At 65.3% G+C, this 15,840-nt stretch carries 15 protein-coding genes; 6 read left to right on the top strand and 9 right to left on the bottom strand.

Annotation, left to right across the window (positions count from 1 at the left end; all coding sequences use genetic code 11):
• Positions 1 to 4 precede the first annotated feature (4 nt).
• Positions 5 to 454 carry a hypothetical protein gene (locus tag B9C43_RS24235; protein WP_084429352.1) on the top strand — a complete coding sequence of 150 codons (450 nt, stop codon included), beginning with the start codon at positions 5 to 7 and terminating at the stop codon, positions 452 to 454.
• Here B9C43_RS24235 and B9C43_RS24230 read toward each other — a convergent pair.
• Genes B9C43_RS24230 through B9C43_RS24220 form a run of 3 tightly spaced genes read right to left on the bottom strand, consistent with a single transcriptional unit; the run spans position 417 to position 2,976 of the window.
• The gene (locus B9C43_RS24230; protein ID WP_084429350.1) at positions 417 to 1,268 is read right to left on the bottom strand and encodes an NAD(P)-dependent oxidoreductase; all 852 of its coding nucleotides are present in this window, start codon (positions 1,266 to 1,268) and stop codon (positions 417 to 419) included. The two genes, B9C43_RS24235 and B9C43_RS24230, sit on opposite strands and share 38 nt — an antisense overlap.
• Entirely contained in the window at positions 1,265 to 2,101 is an 837-nt protein-coding gene (locus B9C43_RS24225) for an NAD(P)-dependent oxidoreductase (RefSeq protein WP_084429349.1), read from the bottom strand. The genes B9C43_RS24230 and B9C43_RS24225 overlap by 4 nt, the downstream gene beginning before the upstream one ends.
• Entirely contained in the window at positions 2,098 to 2,976 is an 879-nt protein-coding gene (locus tag B9C43_RS24220) for an NAD(P)-dependent oxidoreductase (RefSeq protein ID WP_084429348.1), read from the bottom strand. The genes B9C43_RS24225 and B9C43_RS24220 overlap by 4 nt, the downstream gene beginning before the upstream one ends.
• A gap of 241 nt (positions 2,977 to 3,217) precedes the next feature.
• Here B9C43_RS24220 and B9C43_RS24215 point away from each other — a divergent pair, with 241 nt between their 5' ends.
• Positions 3,218 to 6,355 (top strand): AfsR/SARP family transcriptional regulator, encoded by a 3,138-nt coding sequence (locus tag B9C43_RS24215; RefSeq protein WP_084429347.1) that lies wholly within the window; start codon positions 3,218 to 3,220, stop codon positions 6,353 to 6,355.
• Between the two features lie 45 nt (positions 6,356 to 6,400).
• Here the strand turns inward: B9C43_RS24215 and B9C43_RS24210 are convergent, their stop codons facing one another.
• Positions 6,401 to 6,862 (bottom strand): peroxiredoxin, encoded by a 462-nt coding sequence (locus tag B9C43_RS24210; RefSeq protein WP_200825702.1) that lies wholly within the window; start codon positions 6,860 to 6,862, stop codon positions 6,401 to 6,403.
• Between the two features lie 200 nt (positions 6,863 to 7,062).
• Between B9C43_RS24210 and B9C43_RS24205 the strand changes: the two genes are divergently transcribed.
• The 3 genes from B9C43_RS24205 to B9C43_RS24195 all read left to right on the top strand — a co-directional run bounded on the left by B9C43_RS24205 (position 7,063) and on the right by B9C43_RS24195 (position 9,341).
• Positions 7,063 to 7,416 carry a hypothetical protein gene (locus tag B9C43_RS24205; protein WP_084429346.1) on the top strand — a complete coding sequence of 118 codons (354 nt, stop codon included), beginning with the start codon at positions 7,063 to 7,065 and terminating at the stop codon, positions 7,414 to 7,416.
• A gap of 71 nt (positions 7,417 to 7,487) precedes the next feature.
• Positions 7,488 to 7,832: a hypothetical protein gene (locus tag B9C43_RS24200; protein ID WP_143446554.1), complete on the top strand. Its 345-nt coding sequence runs from the start codon at positions 7,488 to 7,490 to the stop codon at positions 7,830 to 7,832.
• A gap of 15 nt (positions 7,833 to 7,847) precedes the next feature.
• Complete coding sequence (locus B9C43_RS24195; protein ID WP_084429342.1) at positions 7,848 to 9,341, top strand: amidohydrolase family protein; 1,494 nt, start codon at positions 7,848 to 7,850, stop codon at positions 9,339 to 9,341.
• Here B9C43_RS24195 and B9C43_RS24190 read toward each other — a convergent pair.
• A complete protein-coding gene (locus tag B9C43_RS24190) occupies positions 9,338 to 10,468 on the bottom strand; it encodes a carbohydrate-binding protein (RefSeq protein ID WP_084429340.1) in 1,131 nt (376 codons plus the stop codon). The two genes, B9C43_RS24195 and B9C43_RS24190, sit on opposite strands and share 4 nt — an antisense overlap.
• Before the next feature lie 195 nt (positions 10,469 to 10,663).
• Between B9C43_RS24190 and B9C43_RS24185 the strand changes: the two genes are divergently transcribed.
• Positions 10,664 to 11,374: a GntR family transcriptional regulator gene (locus B9C43_RS24185; protein WP_084429338.1), complete on the top strand. Its 711-nt coding sequence runs from the start codon at positions 10,664 to 10,666 to the stop codon at positions 11,372 to 11,374.
• Here the strand turns inward: B9C43_RS24185 and B9C43_RS24180 are convergent.
• Genes B9C43_RS24180 through B9C43_RS24165 form a run of 4 tightly spaced genes read right to left on the bottom strand, consistent with a single transcriptional unit; the run spans position 11,349 to position 15,824 of the window.
• The gene (locus B9C43_RS24180) at positions 11,349 to 12,848 is read right to left on the bottom strand and encodes a beta-N-acetylhexosaminidase (protein ID WP_200825676.1); all 1,500 of its coding nucleotides are present in this window, start codon (positions 12,846 to 12,848) and stop codon (positions 11,349 to 11,351) included. The genes B9C43_RS24185 and B9C43_RS24180 overlap by 26 nt on opposite strands.
• Before the next feature lie 5 nt (positions 12,849 to 12,853).
• A complete protein-coding gene (locus B9C43_RS24175; protein WP_084429334.1) occupies positions 12,854 to 13,660 on the bottom strand; it encodes a carbohydrate ABC transporter permease in 807 nt (268 codons plus the stop codon).
• Positions 13,657 to 14,592, bottom strand: coding sequence for a carbohydrate ABC transporter permease (locus B9C43_RS24170; RefSeq protein ID WP_084429332.1), 936 nt, complete (start codon positions 14,590 to 14,592; stop codon positions 13,657 to 13,659). Before B9C43_RS24170 ends, B9C43_RS24175 begins: the two co-directional genes overlap by 4 nt.
• Complete coding sequence (locus B9C43_RS24165; RefSeq protein ID WP_200825675.1) at positions 14,589 to 15,824, bottom strand: extracellular solute-binding protein; 1,236 nt, start codon at positions 15,822 to 15,824, stop codon at positions 14,589 to 14,591. Before B9C43_RS24165 ends, B9C43_RS24170 begins: the two co-directional genes overlap by 4 nt.
• Between the last annotated feature and the right edge of the window lie 16 nt (positions 15,825 to 15,840).

The raw sequence follows: 15,840 nt of genomic DNA, 5'->3' as shown, positions 1-15,840 counted from the left end.
TGCGGTGGGTTTCTTCGGTACCTATCTGTACGACGGTGACAAATGGACACCGCATGACAATGACGTGCGGCCCGACTTACCCGGGCCATGGCTGACGGTCGACATCCACGACAGTGATATCGCCACGATCAGCTACAGCCCCGCCGACCCCGGCACCGGCGTCGCGTACATCGGGGTCACACCCCGGATCTACTTCGACGACGAGACCGCCTCGGCACCAACAGACGTGGCGCGCGAGGCGGAAGGCCTGGCCGCATGGCGTGAGGAACTCGGCGCCTCCGCCGTCATCTCCGACGATCTGGTCGACTTCCTCGCCGAGGACGAAGCAGAGGACTGGGACTCCGACGAGGACTCGGACGACCTTGCCGACACCGAGGTCTTCGTCGAGGCCAAGGTCGTCGAGTTCCTCACCGCACTCAGCCTTCCTGTACCCGACGACCTGCTCCGGTCCTGAGCACTTCGATCACACTCGACAGGCTGTCACTTCCGTGCCCGTCCGCCGAGCGACGGTCAAGCAGCGCCCTGATCGGCGTCAGCGTCTCCGCGTTGACGCCACGGGACAGGCTGGTGCCGACCAGGCTGCCGAGCACCGCCCGGTTCATGTCCACAGGGGACGCTCCGCCGCGGTAGTCGCCCTTCTCGATCTCGCCGGCGAGTTCGCCGAGGAAACCGAAAAGGCCTTGCAGCGACTGCCGCGCCACCGGGACGAACTCCGACGGCCGGGTGTTCGCGGTCTCCAGCAGGGCGAGAGCGTGGAAGAACCCGAAGAAGGTCGCGTACCCCACGCTCAGCAATGCCGAGTCCCACAACGCTGCGACGGCCGGATCCTCGCCGAGGTACACACTCGTGGCGAGCAGGTCCAGCATCTCCCGGTTGTCTTCGAAGACGGCCTTCGACCCGCTGTAGAGGAAGTGCGCCTCCGGCGTCGCGATGTTGCTCGGCACCGCCAGCATCGCGCCGTCCAGGTAGTCGATGCCTCGCTCGGCCGCCCAGTCCGCTGTTTCCTTGGCCTGTTCCGGTGTTCCAGTCGCCAGGTTGATCAGGACCTTGGCTGAGCCACTGATGTCCCGGGCAGTCTGGTGGTCGGACACGGCAGCGATCACGACTGGGCTCTTCGCAATGGCTTCGGCTGCGGTCTTCGCGTGGTCCGCGCCCTCGACTGTCTTGCCAGGACTCCGGTTCCAGACTGTCGTCTGATAACCGGCTTTGACCAGAGCAACCGCAATCGCCGCGCCCATCTGGCCGAGCCCCAATACGGTCACCTTCATGGCTTGATCACCTCGTACAGGCTGGTCCAGCTGTCACGGCCGTGTCCCTTCGCGATTGCCCGGTCGTACAAGGACTTCACCGCGTACGGCAGCGCGGGGTCCACTCCGGACTCGTTGCTCGCCGCGACGATGTGATCGGCCGTCGCACCCATCATGATCACGTTCGCGAGGTCGCCGGGGTGCTCGCCGGACTGGATGTTCTTCAGGGCGTCCTCGAGGACGAAGTTGACGGTGGCGAAGTTCTCCAGCGCGAACTCGTGGTACTCGGTGACTGGCACGCCCGCCGCTTCGATCAACGCGGTGGCATGCAGGTACGCCGCCAGTGTGGTCAGGAAGATGTCCAGCTGCGCCTGGTAGAACAGCTGTCCCAACCCCGGAGCGGAGCCGACATACTTCACCTTGCCGATGACGCTCAGTTCCGGCTCGTACTTGCGGACCGCATCTTCCGGTCCACTGTAGAACACGTATGCGATGTCCGTGGCCACCTGCTCGGCCGGGACCATGATCCCGCCGTCGATGAACGTCGCGCCCTGCTCGCTCGCCCACTTCGCGGCCTCCCGCGTCTTGCCGGGCGAGTCCGAGCTGAGGTTGACGATCACCTTGCCCTTGATCGGCTGGCCGTCAAGGATATCGTACATCGCCTTGTAGTCGGTCAGGCTCAGAATCACCAGCTCGCTGGCGTTGAGCGCATCTGTAACGGTCGGCGCGACTGAAGCGTCCAAACCTTCAGCACGCGACGCGGTCCGGTTCCACACCGTGACTTCGTGGCCTGCCTTGCGAAATCCCCGGACCATTGCCTGTCCCATCGGCCCGAGGCCAATGACTGTGATCACTTCTTGTTCCCCTTCTTCAACAGTTCCACCACACCACCGAGGTCCTCGTGGCCATGCCCGTCCGCGACCCGTTGCGCCATCAGCGGTCCGAGCGGGGCGAGCAGCTCAGGGCTGATCCCCTGTTCCTCTGCGGACAGCGTGAGGTTGACGTAGCCAGCGGACTGCATGGCGATGTTCGAGGTGACGTCGATCGCGTAGTCCTGCTTGTCGATCTGTTCGGCCATCCGGTCGACGTAGCCGGTCATCGAGCTGACGTACCGCTTCAGCAGCGGCGCGAACTTGGTGGCCGGGATGCCTGCGGAGGTCACGAGCGCCAGGGCGTGCAGACCGCCGACGAACATCCCGTACATGCCGCTGAGCAATCCGATGTCGTGCAGCGCCGCGAAACCCGGGTCGGTGCCGACGTAGATGCTCTCCCCGAATACCTCGAGCACCGGCTTGTTCGTGTCGTACGCGCTGCGTGATCCGCTGTAGAACACGAACGCCGCGGGCGACGCGATCATCGGCGGCACGGCCATGATCCCGCCGTCGAGGTAGTCGACGTCGTAGCGGCCCGCGAGTTCACGCGCTTGTCCTTGCGTGCCGTTGGTCAGGTTCACGAGCACCTGTCCGGCCAACGCGTCGCGCGCCGTGTCGAGCACCTCGGTCACGGACTTGTAGTCGAGCAGGCAGACGATCACCAGCCTGCTGGCTTCCACCGCCTCGGCCACCGTAGTGGCCTGCGTCGCACCCTCCGCGACCAGCGGCTTCGCCCGTTCCGGCGTGCGGTTCCACACCGTGGTGGGATATCCGGCCGCGAGCAACGCTCTGACCAGGGCGGATCCCATGTCACCGGCCCCAAGGACAGTGACCGCGGGTTTGCTGAGATCTGGCATGACCCCACTCTGCGCGGCCCCACGCACGGATCACTGGGGGTCGACGCATGCAAACGGCTTGGCCGCGCCGACCATTTACGCCACGCAACACGCCCGACGCCGCCCCGCCCCCAGCGACAGCCGACCGCTGAGCGGCGTCGGCTGCGTGGGGCGGGGTGGAAATGGTTGGCTCTGGCGGCCAGGCCCGCCGAGCGGAGCGAGGCAATTCGATACTGTCGGTGGCTTTCGCTACCTTCGAAGAGTGAGATTCGGGGTGCTGGGGCCGTTGGCCGTGTGGACAGCCGACGGGCGCGAGGTGCGCGTGCCCGAGGCCAAGGTCCGCACGCTGTTGGCGGACCTGCTCGTCCAGGAAGGCCGGCCGATTCCGGCCGACCGGCTGGCCGACGACCTGTGGGGCGAGCGGCAACCCGGAAATCCGGTCAACACGCTGCAGACCAAGGTCTCGCAGCTGCGCCGGGCCTTGGAAGACGCCGAGCCGGGTGGGCGGCTGCTGGTGTCCCATCGCTCGGGCAGCTACGTGATGCAGGTCGACCTGGACGTGACGCGGTTTCGTTCGCTGACCGCCCAGGCGCGGAGTGTCTCCGACCCTCGGACTCGCGCTTCGCTGTTGTCCGATGCGCTGGCACTGTGGCGGGGGCCTGCGCTGGCGGACTTCGCGGACGAGCCGTTCGCGGTGCCGGTGATCCAACGGCTGGACGAGGAACGTCTGGACGCGTTCGAGGAGTGGGCCGAGGCGCGGCTGGAACTAGGCGAGCATGGACCGTTGGCCGTCGAGCTGACGGAGCAGGTCGCGGCACATCCATTACGTGAGCGGTTACGTGCGCTCCAACTGCGTGCGCTTTATCGCGCGGGCAGGCAAACTGAAGCACTGGACAGCTACCGGCAGCTGGTCACCGTGCTGGACGACGAGTTAGGGCTGACTCCCAGTCCGGCACTGGCTGAGCTGCACGCGCAGATCCTGCGTCAGGATCCCGCGCTGGGCAGCCCGTCGGTGCTGCGGACGAACCTGCCCGAACCCCTGACCGAACTGGTCGGGCGGGACACCGCTGTGCAGTCGGTGCTGTCGCTGATCGGTGAGACTCGGCTGGTCACACTGACCGGCCCGGGTGGTGTGGGCAAAACACGACTGGCGCTGCAGACCGCACGACAGGTGCAGGAGGCCTGGCTGGTCGAGTTCGCCGGTCTTGAGCAGCACGGCACACCGGAGACGTGCCCGCGTGACGACCTTGTCGCCGAGGTCACCGCGGCCACTCTCGGGATCCGCGACGAGCAGGTCGCCGTACTCGACCGGCTGGCGGGATCCTTGTACACCAAGGAGATCCTGCTGGTGCTGGACAACTGCGAAGGCCTGGTCGAGTCGATCGCCAGACTCGCGACCACGCTGCTGCAGGCCGCCCCACGGCTGCGCATCCTGGCCACCAGTCAGGAGCCGCTGGGCGTCGCCGGTGAGGTCGTGTGGAACGTCCCGCCGCTGGACGTGCCGAGCGCGGCCAGTGTCGAGGCGCACGACGTGCGCGCGTTCAGTTCCGTGCAGTTGTTCGTCGCGCGTGCATCGGCCGCCTCGCCCGGGTTCACGCTCGATGCGAGCAACGCGTCCGACATCGCCGCCATCTGCCGCCGGCTCGACGGCATCCCGCTCGCGCTGGAGCTCGCCGCGACCCGAGTCCGCGCACTGAGCACAAGCGAGTTGCTCGCCCGCCTCGACGACCGATTCCGGTTACTGGCAAGCGGAAACCGCAGCGGCCCACCACGGCAACGAACCCTGCGCGCGATGATTGACTGGAGCTGGCAGCTGCTGTCCGCGGCGGAGCAGACCGTGCTGCGCCGACTGGCCGTGCACGTGGAAGGCGCGAGCCTGGCCGCCGCTGAAGCGATCTGCGCCGGTGGCGACGTGGATCCCGCCGACGTGATGACGCACGTGGCCGACCTGGTGGACCGCTCGCTCGTGGTCAGCGGGCCCGGTCCGCGCTACCGGCTGCTCGAATCCGTTGTGGCGTACAGCGTCGAACAACTCCAGGCCGCGGGCGAACTCGACGAGGTGCGCCTGCGGCACGCCGAGTACTACATCGCGCTCGCCGAAGAAGCCGACACCAAGCTGCGCACCAGCGAACAACGCGAATGGCTCGAACGTGTCGACTTGGAGACAGCAAATCTCCGCCGTGCGCTGGAAACCGTGCTGCTGCAGGGAAACGCCGAGCTCGCCTTGCGCCTCGTCAAGGCTATGACGTGGTACTGGTTCATCCGCGGCCGGATGAACGAGGCTCGCAGGGCGATCAGGCAGGCCCTCGAGATTCCCGGCGAAGTCCAGGACCTGCGGTCGACCGTGCTGGCATGGGATGCCGGACTTGCCATCCTGGCAGGCGAAGTCGTCGACGACTTCGAGATGGTGTACGACATCAAGAACCCTACCGACCGCGCCATGGCCCTATGGTTCCTCGGCTACGTCACCACAACCATGGGCGGCGTACCCACCAGCGAACTGATGAGCACACAAGCGCTGTCCGAGTTCGAAGCCCTGAACGACAAGTGGGGCATCGCAGTGGCCCTGATCGACCGCGTGACGCATCACAAAGCCCGCGGCGATTTCGCCGCAGCCGAACGCGCCACCGCCCGCAGCGCGAAACTGATGGACGCCCTCGGCGAACGCTGGGGCCAACTCCAAGTCAGCTTCACCGTCGGCACCCTCGCCGAAATCGCGGGCGACTACGACCGCGCGGCGGCCGTCCACCGCGAAGGCCTGCGGATGGCCGAGGAACTCAACATCACGCCCGAAGTGTCGTACCAACTGTCATGGCTCGGCCGAATCGCCCTGATCCGCGGCAACTACGCGGAAGCATGGGACCTCCACTCCCGCGCACACCGGATAGGACAGGAAAACGGCTTCAAACCCGCGGAGATGTACGCCGAAACCGGCCTCGCCCTAGGCGCCCGCCGAGCAGGAGATCTGGACCTGGCGGAAAAGCACCTGCGCAACGTCCTGGCCTGGCACCGCGACCAACGCTACGAAGCAGGAAGCTCACTGATCCTGGCCGAACTCGGCTTCATCGCAGAACTCCGAGGCGAAACGAAGACGGCACTCAACCTCCACCTGGAAGGCTACGCCATAGCCCAAGAAGTCAACGACCCGCGCGCGGTAGCCCTGGCCCTCGAAGGCCTGGCCGGAGCAGAAGCGCTGGCAGGCAACCACACATCGGCAGCCCGCCTCCTCGGCGCAGCGATGCACGCCCGCGAATCCGTCGGCCATCCCCTCCCACCCGGCCAACGCGACGACATCGACCGCATAACCTCAGCCATCCGCACAACCCTGCCCCCGGAAACCTTCGCCACAGAATTCCAGCGTGGCAAGGAAACCCCAGCCGCGGCGCTAATCCCCCGGTGACTCCAGCCCTATCAAGCCATCCGTGGGGCGAACCAAGCCGCTTCGCTACTTCTGCGCGGCGGCAAGGGTTTCCAGTGCGCGGTCGGCGTGACCGTTCATGTCCAGTTCGGAGTGGATGACAGCGAGCACCTTGCGGTCCGTGCCGATCACGAACGTCATCCGGCGGGTCTTCATCGCGCCGAAGCCGATCTTGCGGCGGACGCCCAGCTTGGCGGCGACCGCACCGTCCGAATCAGACAGCAGCGGATAGTCGAAGCCATGCTTGTCGGAGAACTCGTGCTGCTTCTCCACCGAGTCACCGCTCACGCCGACACGTTGCGCGTTGTACTGCGCGAACTCCGCGGCCAAGTCGCGGAAGTGGCATGACTCCATCGTGCAGCCGCGGGTCATCGCGGCTGGGTAGAAGAACAGCACCACTGGGCCTTTTTCGAGGAACTCGGTCAGCCGCCGTGGCGTTCCCGTCGAGTCCGGCAGTTCGAAGTCGTCCACCAGGTCACCGACGGCCACACCCATGAGATCTCCTTCTTCCGCATCAGGCAGCACCAGCGTATCGCTCACACGATTGGGTATTTTCGCTACCAGCCTCTTTCGTCGCACGGCATCAAGAGGACATAAAGGAACGCACCGAAGGCGTCAAAACCTCGCCAGCGCGGGGCGCCACCAGTCGATTACTGTGAGTGAATCGACAAGTGAGAGGTGCCAAGGACATGAACAGATGGCCGAGGATCTCCGGTGCACTGGGATCCGCGGCGGGCTTCGCGGCAGGCATCATCGCGACCCTGGTCGCATCGCTGGCCGGCGCCAACACCAACCATGAGATCGGCATGTTCGCCCTCGCCTTGGCCATCGCCGGAGTCTCGGCGATCACCACCGTCGTCGGCGCGCTCGCCACCTGCGTGCAGTGCTGGCTGCTGTACGCGGGCTTCATCGTCGGCCGATCCGGCACGCTGGTGCTCGACGACGCATCCGCTGAAACCGCCGGCCTGTTCGCCATCGTCGCGTTGGCCGCGACCGGCATCGCAGGCGGCGGCACCACGGTGCGAGCACGCCTAAGCCGCTGAGCAGCCACTTCTCCCCCAGAGGGGTTAACGCGATTTGCCGACACCCCCATTGACCGCCAATGATCGAACACGTGTTCGAGCGCGAGAGTCGGCTGGCGGCCGAGGAGATCCGGACGGCATCCGATCGATTACGGGAACTGGGCCGCCGGGCCGCTCCTGGGGTGTGGCGCGTGGTCGACGAAGGTGCGTTGATCCGCGTACTCGGACGCGAGGACCATGAAGTCGCTGTGCTCACAGGGTTGTGGGCGCCGAGCACAGCCGAGTACCTCACGGCAGTCGCCCCTGCCACGGCCTACAACATCGCCGAGCTGATGTGGCTCAGTGAAAGCGTTGTCCGCCAAGGAGAAATGCCCACTCGCCTGAAAGAAGCATTGCTGCGGATCGCCAGAGGTCTAGAGTCGGACACATCGACGTAGACATCAGGGGGATCCATGGATCGTCGTACTTTTCTTCAATGGCTTGGCATCAACGGCGTTGGCCTGGCTGTATTGCCGGCCACGGCCGGCGCCGCCACAGCGTCAACCGACATCACCGTGCTCACCAACGCGACGCTGATCGACGGAACCGGGGCGCCTGCGAGCAAGGACACCACGATCGTTCTGGTCGGCGATCGCATTGTCTGGACCGGTCCACATGGCCGGTTGCCGCAAACACAGGATGCCCGCGTCATCGATCTGCGGGGCAAGTACGTCATTCCCGGTCTCTGGGACATGCACACGCACTGGGGCCTGAACGTACAAACGACTATTCCGCTGCACATCGTCAACGGTGTGACGAGTGTCCGGGAGATGTGGGGTTCTCCGGAACAGCACCAGTTGCGGGACCGGATCAACCGCGGGGAAATTCTCGGACCGCGCTTCACCATCGCCAGCGCGCTCATCGACGGCCAGTACTCGCTCTGGCCAACGGCCACCCAGGTCGTCACGGCGGAGGAAGCCCGCGCCGCGGTACGCACCGCGAAAGCGGAGAACGCGGACTTCGTCAAGATCTACTCTTTCCTGCTGCCCGAGGCGTTCCTCGCACTGAACGATGAAGCGCGCAAGGTCGGTCTGCGGATCGCCGGGCATCAACCGGTACGGATTCCAGTCCGGCAAGTCGTCGCCGCGGGCATGCGGAGCTACGAGCACCTGTACCAGATGCCGCTGGCGACGTCCCGCGACGAGGACGCGCTCCTGCGGCGGATTGTCAACACGCCGATCGACCCAGCGAATCCATTCCTCTTCTGGGCCGTGGTTGCCGAAGCGGACATGCAGGCTTCCTTGTCCCACAGTCGATCCAAAGCTGCGGACCTGTACGACCGGATGGCACGCGGCGGCACATGGCAGTCACCGACGCTGTCTGTGCTGCGGGTGCACTCGTCACCACCGGACACGTTCGTCAACGATCCCCGGCTTGTCTACATCCCCAAGGAAGTCAGGGAGTACTGGGCGCAAACCATCGGCCTGATAGCTCCGACGACGCCGGAAGCGATTGCCGCGCATCGCAAGTATCTGCGATTCCGGCTCGACATGGTCAACGCGATGGAACGGGCGGGTGTCGGCATTATCGGCGGCACAGACGCCGGGAACCCCTACGTGATCCCAGGTTTCGCTGCACACGACGAGTTGGGCCTGTTGGTTGAGGCAGGTCTGTCACCGATGCGAGCGCTGCAGACGATGACCAGGGATGCCGCGCGGTTCCTCAAGCTGGACAAGACCATGGGTACGGTCACACCGGGCAAGGTCGCGGATCTGGTTGTCCTCGACGCGAACCCGCTGACCGACATCGCCAACACCCAGAAGATTCACGCGGTGATCACCCGCGGCAAGGTGATCACCGCCGAGCAGCGCGCCAAGATCCTGGCCGACGTGGCAGCCAACGCCGGGAAACCGCAACCACAAGGCGCTGTCCAACCGGCGTGCTGCCACGTCGGTGGCCAGATCTAGGTCGAACACGTACCCAGGTTCTCCCACTGCGCGGTCACACCTGGCTCGGAGCCCTGAGTCCACCAGCGGGCACGCCACAGCTTTCCGTTGTGCTTGACCCGCTGGTTCTCCAGGTACACCGTGGCCCACTGCCAGGCCTGGGCGTTGGTGCAGTCAGGCGGGTTGGTGGGTGGTGGCGGGTCGGTCGGCGGCGGCGTGCCGCAGTTGCCGACCAGATCATCCTTGAACCGCACGCCTGAGCCGCGGAACGTGCCGGCCTGTGCGACCGCTTCCGCGGGCGTGAGGACGCGGTTCTTGGCGTAGTACACCCAGTCGATCTGCTCGTGGTACGTGCTCAGCCCGCCGCTGTGCTGGGTGAGGTCGATGAACCAGTGGTTGAAGTTCAGCGACATCATCTGCCGTGGGTAGACGCTGAGTTCCTTGCCGTCCACGAAGATCGTGCTGTGGTCACCGTTCAGCTGACCGTCCACATAGTACTTCACATGCCCGCCCGAAACGGTGGCCACCACGGTGTGCCACCCGGCCATGCTCCTGACCTGCTTGTCGTACTTGTTCTTCGACACCCACGGTTCAAGCTGGTAGGTGTGCCACGAAGTGTGGAAGTTGACCGGCCAGGTCGGTTCGCCCCAGCCGCCGTTCGGCAGGTACTCGGCGAAGTCCAGTTCGCTGTACAGCGGGTCGTTGTCGTACCGCAGCGGGCTGATGGTGAAGAACGTCTGGTTGACGCGGTCACCGTCGGCACCACTCACCGGCGCGTCGGCGAACTTGATCCGAGCGGCGTACGTGCCTTCGAAGAACCGCATTTGGTTCTGCAGTAACTCCGTGTGTTTCGTCCCGCTTGCCGTGCCGTCGGTCGACGACGCCAGTTGCGCAGCCTTGTCGCCGTCGACGGACGGGAACGTGATGTTCTCCGGCGCCCATCTCGCACCGGGCACGCCCGGACCACCGGCGTTGGAACGCGCGGACCAGCCGTGCGCTGCCAAGGTCGGATCGGTATGGGACGCGTAATGGAAGTCGTCGAAAAGCTCGCCGCAAGCAGCGTTCGCCGCAGGCGACGCCATCGCGGTCGCGGGGGCGAACGTGGCGAGAAGAGCCACGACCACCGCGGTGATTCTTGATCCGGACATGGGTTCTTCCTCGAGTCGCAGGGGGAGCCTCGTAAGAAAGCCGGCCGGCCGTAACTGGTAAACTCCCCCTGTTGACCAGCGTTGTCAAGAGGTAAACACTATCTGTCTCTTCGCAGCTCGCACGCGGGTTGCCTGGTCAGTTATTGGTACAGGTTGGTAGCCTTTCCCGGTGGGCGGACGGCGAGAGGAGTGCCGGTGAAGCGGGCAGAGGTGCGCGAACGGCTGCGACAGCTGATCAACTCGCGGCAGCCGGGCGAGGTGCTGCCGTCCGAGCGGAACCTCAGCGAAGAACTGGGCGTGTCCCGGCCGACATTGCGTGCCGCGATGAGCGACCTGGCCAAGGACGGCCTGCTGGTCCGCGAGCACGGCCGTGGCACGTTCACCGGCGCACGCAAGATCTCCCAGGAACTGTCGCCGATGCCGACCGGCGACTTCAACGCCCCACCCGCGGACGGCACGTGGTTCAGTCGCGTCGTCGAGTTCACCACGCATGTCGCCGGCGCCCGGCTCGGCCAGCGCCTCCAGGTCTCACCGAGCACAGAACTGTTGTACGTCAGCAGAATCCGGATCGTCGACGACAGCCCGATGGCGATCGAGCGGATCCTGCTACCGGCCGAACTCGTACCGGAAATCGCCCCCGCCGACTTCGAGTCCGGCTCGCTGTACGAGCTCCTGCGCATCCGATATGAAGTTGTGGCGCGCACAGCCGTGCAGACGACCGAACCCACCGTCACCGATCCGGCGGAGTCGCAGCTGCTCGGCGTGCCACTGCACGCGCCGGCTTTGCTCTTCGAGCGCACCACAAGGGACACAACCGATCGCGTGATCGAGTACACCCGGTCGATCTATCGCGGGGACCGGTACCGCATCACCACCCACCTCACGTTCGATCATACCTCAGGCTAGGCCGATAGTTCACGCCGAGTTGCTTCAACCTGCTTTCGTGTTGTGCCAACCGTTCGGCGAAGTCCGGCCACTGACCGGACCACGCATTCTCAGCCAGCGCGCACAACCTGGGAAATGCCAAGTACTCCACGGCTTCGGCGGTCGCCGCGAACTCGGTCCACAGCTGCCCCTGCGTACCGACGACCGCGCTCGACAACTCAGTATCCCAAGTAGACGGTTGAACCTCCTGTCGATAAACGTCTTCGAGCGTGACGATCCCGGTGGGTTGCCCTGGCGGCTCGCCATGTGCGCTTTGTGGATAGTCCAGGTACGTCGACTGCCACGGCGTCATCACGACCTGGTGCCCGCGCCGCGCCGCCGCCAGCCCGTGTTCGGCATCGCGCCAGGCCATCACCATGGCTTCCGCAGGCAGGCTTCCACTGTGGTCACCGTCGTCCCAGCACACCGGCTGCCTGCCGTGCCGCACGAGAAACCGGCTGATCTGACCGAGAAACCAGCCCCGCAACTCGCTCGACCCTGCCAGTCCTTCGGACGTAATCCGTTGCCGCGCAACCGGACTACGCTCCCATTCGACCGTCGGGCATTCGTCACCGCCGATGTGGATCCATGGTGACGGGAAGATCTCCATCACCTCGGACAGCACTTCACGACAGAAGTCGAGCGTCGCTTCCTGCACGCCGAAGATCGCGTCCGACACACCCCACCCGGTCCACACGCCCACTTCGCGGTCCGGGAAGTTCCCCAGCTCAGGATACGCCGCCAGGGCCGCCATCGCATGCCCAGGCATCTCGATTTCCGGGACGATCGTCACGCCCCGCTCGCCCGCATATCCAACCAGGTCAAGCAATTCACGACGGGTGTACGCCCCGCCGTGCGGTGTGCCGTCAAACCTCGTGCTACCGGCCGGGCCGATCATGCTCTCCGGACGCCACGCACCTGTCTCAGTCAAAGCGGGGTATCGACGGACCGGCATGCGCCAGCCCTGGTCGTCGGTCAAGTGCAGGTGCAGCACGTTGAGTTTGTGCAATGCCAGCAGATCGACGAACCGGTGCAGAAAGCTCACCGGCATGAAGTGCCGCGCCACGTCGATCATGGCCCCACGCCAGGCAAATCGCGGCTGGTCGCTGATATCCACACACGGGATCCGGTGGCCGGTGGCCGTCATCATCAACTGCCGCAACGACTGGATGCCGTGCAGCAAACCGGCGTTGCGAGCAGCTCTGAGCACAATCGCCTGCGGGCTGACAGTCAGCGAGTAGCCTTCCTCGCCCATCCCGATCAGCCGGGAATCCAAGGTCAGCGCGACAGTGCCGTCACGCGTGATCCTTGGCGCAAGCCCGACTGTCTCGGTGATCTGGTCCCGCAGCAGCTCAACGGCCAGCTCGGCGCCTTGTCCCGCCCGGATGGCGGTCTTCGAGTCCAGCGTGAAGTGCCCTGGCTTGGTGATCATCCGATGTGGACGAGGGATCAGCATCGGCGTCATCCCTTGACCGCGCCAGCGGTGATGCCAGCGGTGACCCGGCCTTGCAGGACGAGGAAAATCACCAGTACCGGCAGCATGAACAAGGTGGCCGCGGCCATGGTCGCACCCCAATCGGTTCCGAACGTGCTGCTGAAGCTCGACAACCAGACCGGCAGTGTCCGGTCGTCGAGGTCTTTGATGATCAACAGGTTGGCGAAGGCGAACTCGTTCCACGCCGTGATGAACCCGAACAACGACGTCGACAACAGACCTGGTGCCAGCAAAGGGAAAAGCACCTTGCGGAACGCCGTCGCCCTGCTCGCGCCATCGACCAGTGCGGCTTCCTCGAGCTCGACGGGAATCGCCTCGATGAAGCCGCGCAGGGTGACGATGGTGAACGGCAACGTGATCATGAAGTAGATCAGCGTCAGCATGGACAGTTTGTCGAGCATGTCGGTGTCGCGCGCGATCACGTACATCGGGATCAGCAGCGCCTCCCACGGCGTCATCTGGGCGACGAAGACCATCAAGATGAAGGCCTTGCGGCCCCTCCACCGCATCCTGGCCACGGCGAACGCCGCCAGCGAGGCCACCACAAGCGACAACAGGACACCACCGACGGCCACCATCAAGCTGTTGCGCCAGAAAGACCAGAACCCAGCGGCCGATACGGCCGTCACGAAGTGTTCGAATGTGAACGACGGCCAGAAAGTCGGTGTGGCCGACTGGATCTCTTTTGTCGGTTTGAACGCCGTGAGCACCATCCAGTAGACCGGGAACACCGACACCGCGAAGACGATCAATGCGAGAAGCCGTTTGGTCATCTGGCTTTCTCCGTCCGGATGTACACCAGCAGAACGACCGTCAGCATCAACACGGTCACCATCGAGATGGCCGCGCCCAGGTCGAACTTGTGTAACGCCTGCGCGACCTGGAACGCGTAGACCGGCAACGTTGTGGTCGCCTGACCTGGCCCGCCCTGGCTGATCGCCCAGATCTGCACGAACGCCTTGACGACCCAGATCACCTCGAGGCACAGCACGAGCCCGAACATCGGCCGCAGGATGGGAAACGTGATCGACCGGAACATCCGCGTCCCGCTCGCGCCGTCGATCCTGGCCGACTCATAGAGCTCGGCTGGGACGGTGGTCATCGCCGAATACAGCACCAACGCTGCGAACGGAACGGACTGCCAGACGATCAGCGCGACCAGGATCCCGAACGTGGCACTGCCACTGGCGAACCACGTGTACCCGTCGAACTGCTCGAAGCCCAAGCTCACCAGCACCCAGTTGACCAGGCCGAGCTGCGAGGCGAACAGCCACTGGAACACCGTGGTCGCGGCGATGATCGGCATCGCCCAGGTGAGCACGAGGCCGCCCATCACCAGCAGCCGCATCCACCTGCCCAGGCCGGTCAGCAGCAACGCCACCGCAGTGGACAACACCATGATCGGCCCGACGTTGACCACCGTGAACGCGACCGTGCGCCGCACCACCGCCCAGAACTGCGGGTCGGTGAGGATCTCGACGTAGTTGGCGAACCACACGAGATCCGCGTCGCCCCTGATCAGCTCACCGATACCGAAGCGCTGCATCGAGATGACGACGTTGCGCAGCAGCGGATAGATCAGCAGGTACGCGGCGGCCACGATCGTCGGCGCGACCAGCAGGTACGGCCAGATGGTGATCCGGGTGGCCCGCGCTCGGGGTACTGGCGGAACCTCGAGTGCGGGCCGGGACCGCAGGACGGTCATTTTCCGGTGTTCAGCGCCGCGGTGATGACCGCGTCCGCCTCCCGTGCCGCGGTCAGCGGATCGGCTCCAGTGAGTATGTCAGTCAGGTAGTCCTTGATCGGGTTGCGGGCCTCCACTGCCGCCCAGTTGGGCGAATTCGGTGTGCCGTGGCCGTTCCTCGCACCCAGCGCCATCGCCTGCGCTCCGGGATCGGACGAAGCCTTGGCCAGCGAGGTCCGGTTGGGCACGTAGTTCATCGTCTTGGCCAACTCGGTCTGCCACTGCGGTCCGGTGAGCGACTTGACCACTTGGTAAGCCTGATCCTGGTGTGCGGAGGCCAGCGGGATGATCAGGTCCGACCCGCCGGTGAACACCGCGCCCGGCATGTCGGCCGACTTGCCCGGGATCGGGAAGAACCCGAGCTTGTCCGCCAGGGCCGGGTTGGCCTTGGTGATCAGTTTGGCCGCTCCTGGAACCGCGATCAGCTGCGCCACCTGCCCGTTGGCGAACACGTCGGACTGCTGCGGCTTGGCCTCGTCGGAGTCCTTCGGCCCTTTGCCCAGCGCTTGTAATCGCCGGTAGAAGTCCGCGCCGGCCAGTGCCTGCGGCGTGGCCAACGCTCCCTTCCAGGCCGAACCGTCGCGCACCGCGAGGTCTCCACCCTCGTCCCAGATGAAGCCCGCCAGGGCGTACCACATCTGCCCGGGCAGGTAGATCCCCTGCACCGCGCCTTGGTTGAGCTTCTCGGTCGTTGCCAGCCACTCGGCACGAGTGGTCGGCGGGCTTACACCGGCCTGCTCGAACAGGTCCTTGCGGTAGATCACCACGCGATTCGCCGCGTAATACGGGATCCCGAACTGCTTGCCGTCGATCGCGCCCGGATCACGCAGCCCTGGGATCCAGTCCGCGCCGCCAAGGTCGTCCACTTTGGACGAGAGGTCGACCACGCCGCCACTGGCGGCGTACTGGGCAACCTGGGTGTTGCCCACTTCGATCACGTCGGGGGCGTCGTTGCTGGCCAGCGCGGCGATCACCTTGGGACCGATGCCGTCCCACTCCTGGATCTGGATGTTCAGCCGCACACCGGGGTTGTTCTTCTCGAAGTCGTCCTTGAACCGGGCCGTGAAGTCGTCCGTGGTGCTGTCGCGCATCAGCCAGACGTCCACCGTGGTCGGGCCGCTGTCCGCGGGCGCGGATGTGCCGCAGCCGGCCAGGAGGGCCACAGCTACCAGTTGACCAATTGGTAAACGCACGCGCTGACAGTGACAC

This window comes from Kibdelosporangium aridum (genome assembly GCF_900176515.1).
Classification (GTDB): domain Bacteria; phylum Actinomycetota; class Actinomycetes; order Mycobacteriales; family Pseudonocardiaceae; genus Kibdelosporangium; species Kibdelosporangium aridum.
The sequence above is the reverse complement of the archived record's forward strand: the minus strand, read 5'-3'. Positions and strand labels throughout refer to the sequence as shown.

Coding starts and splice junctions, on each gene's coding strand:
- B9C43_RS24230 (WP_084429350.1), bottom strand. CDS start 1,268: ATGAAGGTGACCGTATTGGGGCTCGGCCAGATGGGCGCGGCGATTGCG.
- B9C43_RS24220 (WP_084429348.1), bottom strand. CDS start 2,976: ATGCCAGATCTCAGCAAACCCGCGGTCACTGTCCTTGGGGCCGGTGAC.
- B9C43_RS24205 (WP_084429346.1), top strand. CDS start 7,063: ATGAACAGATGGCCGAGGATCTCCGGTGCACTGGGATCCGCGGCGGGC.
- B9C43_RS24195 (WP_084429342.1), top strand. CDS start 7,848: ATGGATCGTCGTACTTTTCTTCAATGGCTTGGCATCAACGGCGTTGGC.
- B9C43_RS24190 (WP_084429340.1), bottom strand. CDS start 10,468: ATGTCCGGATCAAGAATCACCGCGGTGGTCGTGGCTCTTCTCGCCACG.
- B9C43_RS24180 (WP_200825676.1), bottom strand. CDS start 12,848: ATGCTGATCCCTCGTCCACATCGGATGATCACCAAGCCAGGGCACTTC.
- B9C43_RS24175 (WP_084429334.1), bottom strand. CDS start 13,660: ATGACCAAACGGCTTCTCGCATTGATCGTCTTCGCGGTGTCGGTGTTC.
- B9C43_RS24170 (WP_084429332.1), bottom strand. CDS start 14,592: ATGACCGTCCTGCGGTCCCGGCCCGCACTCGAGGTTCCGCCAGTACCC.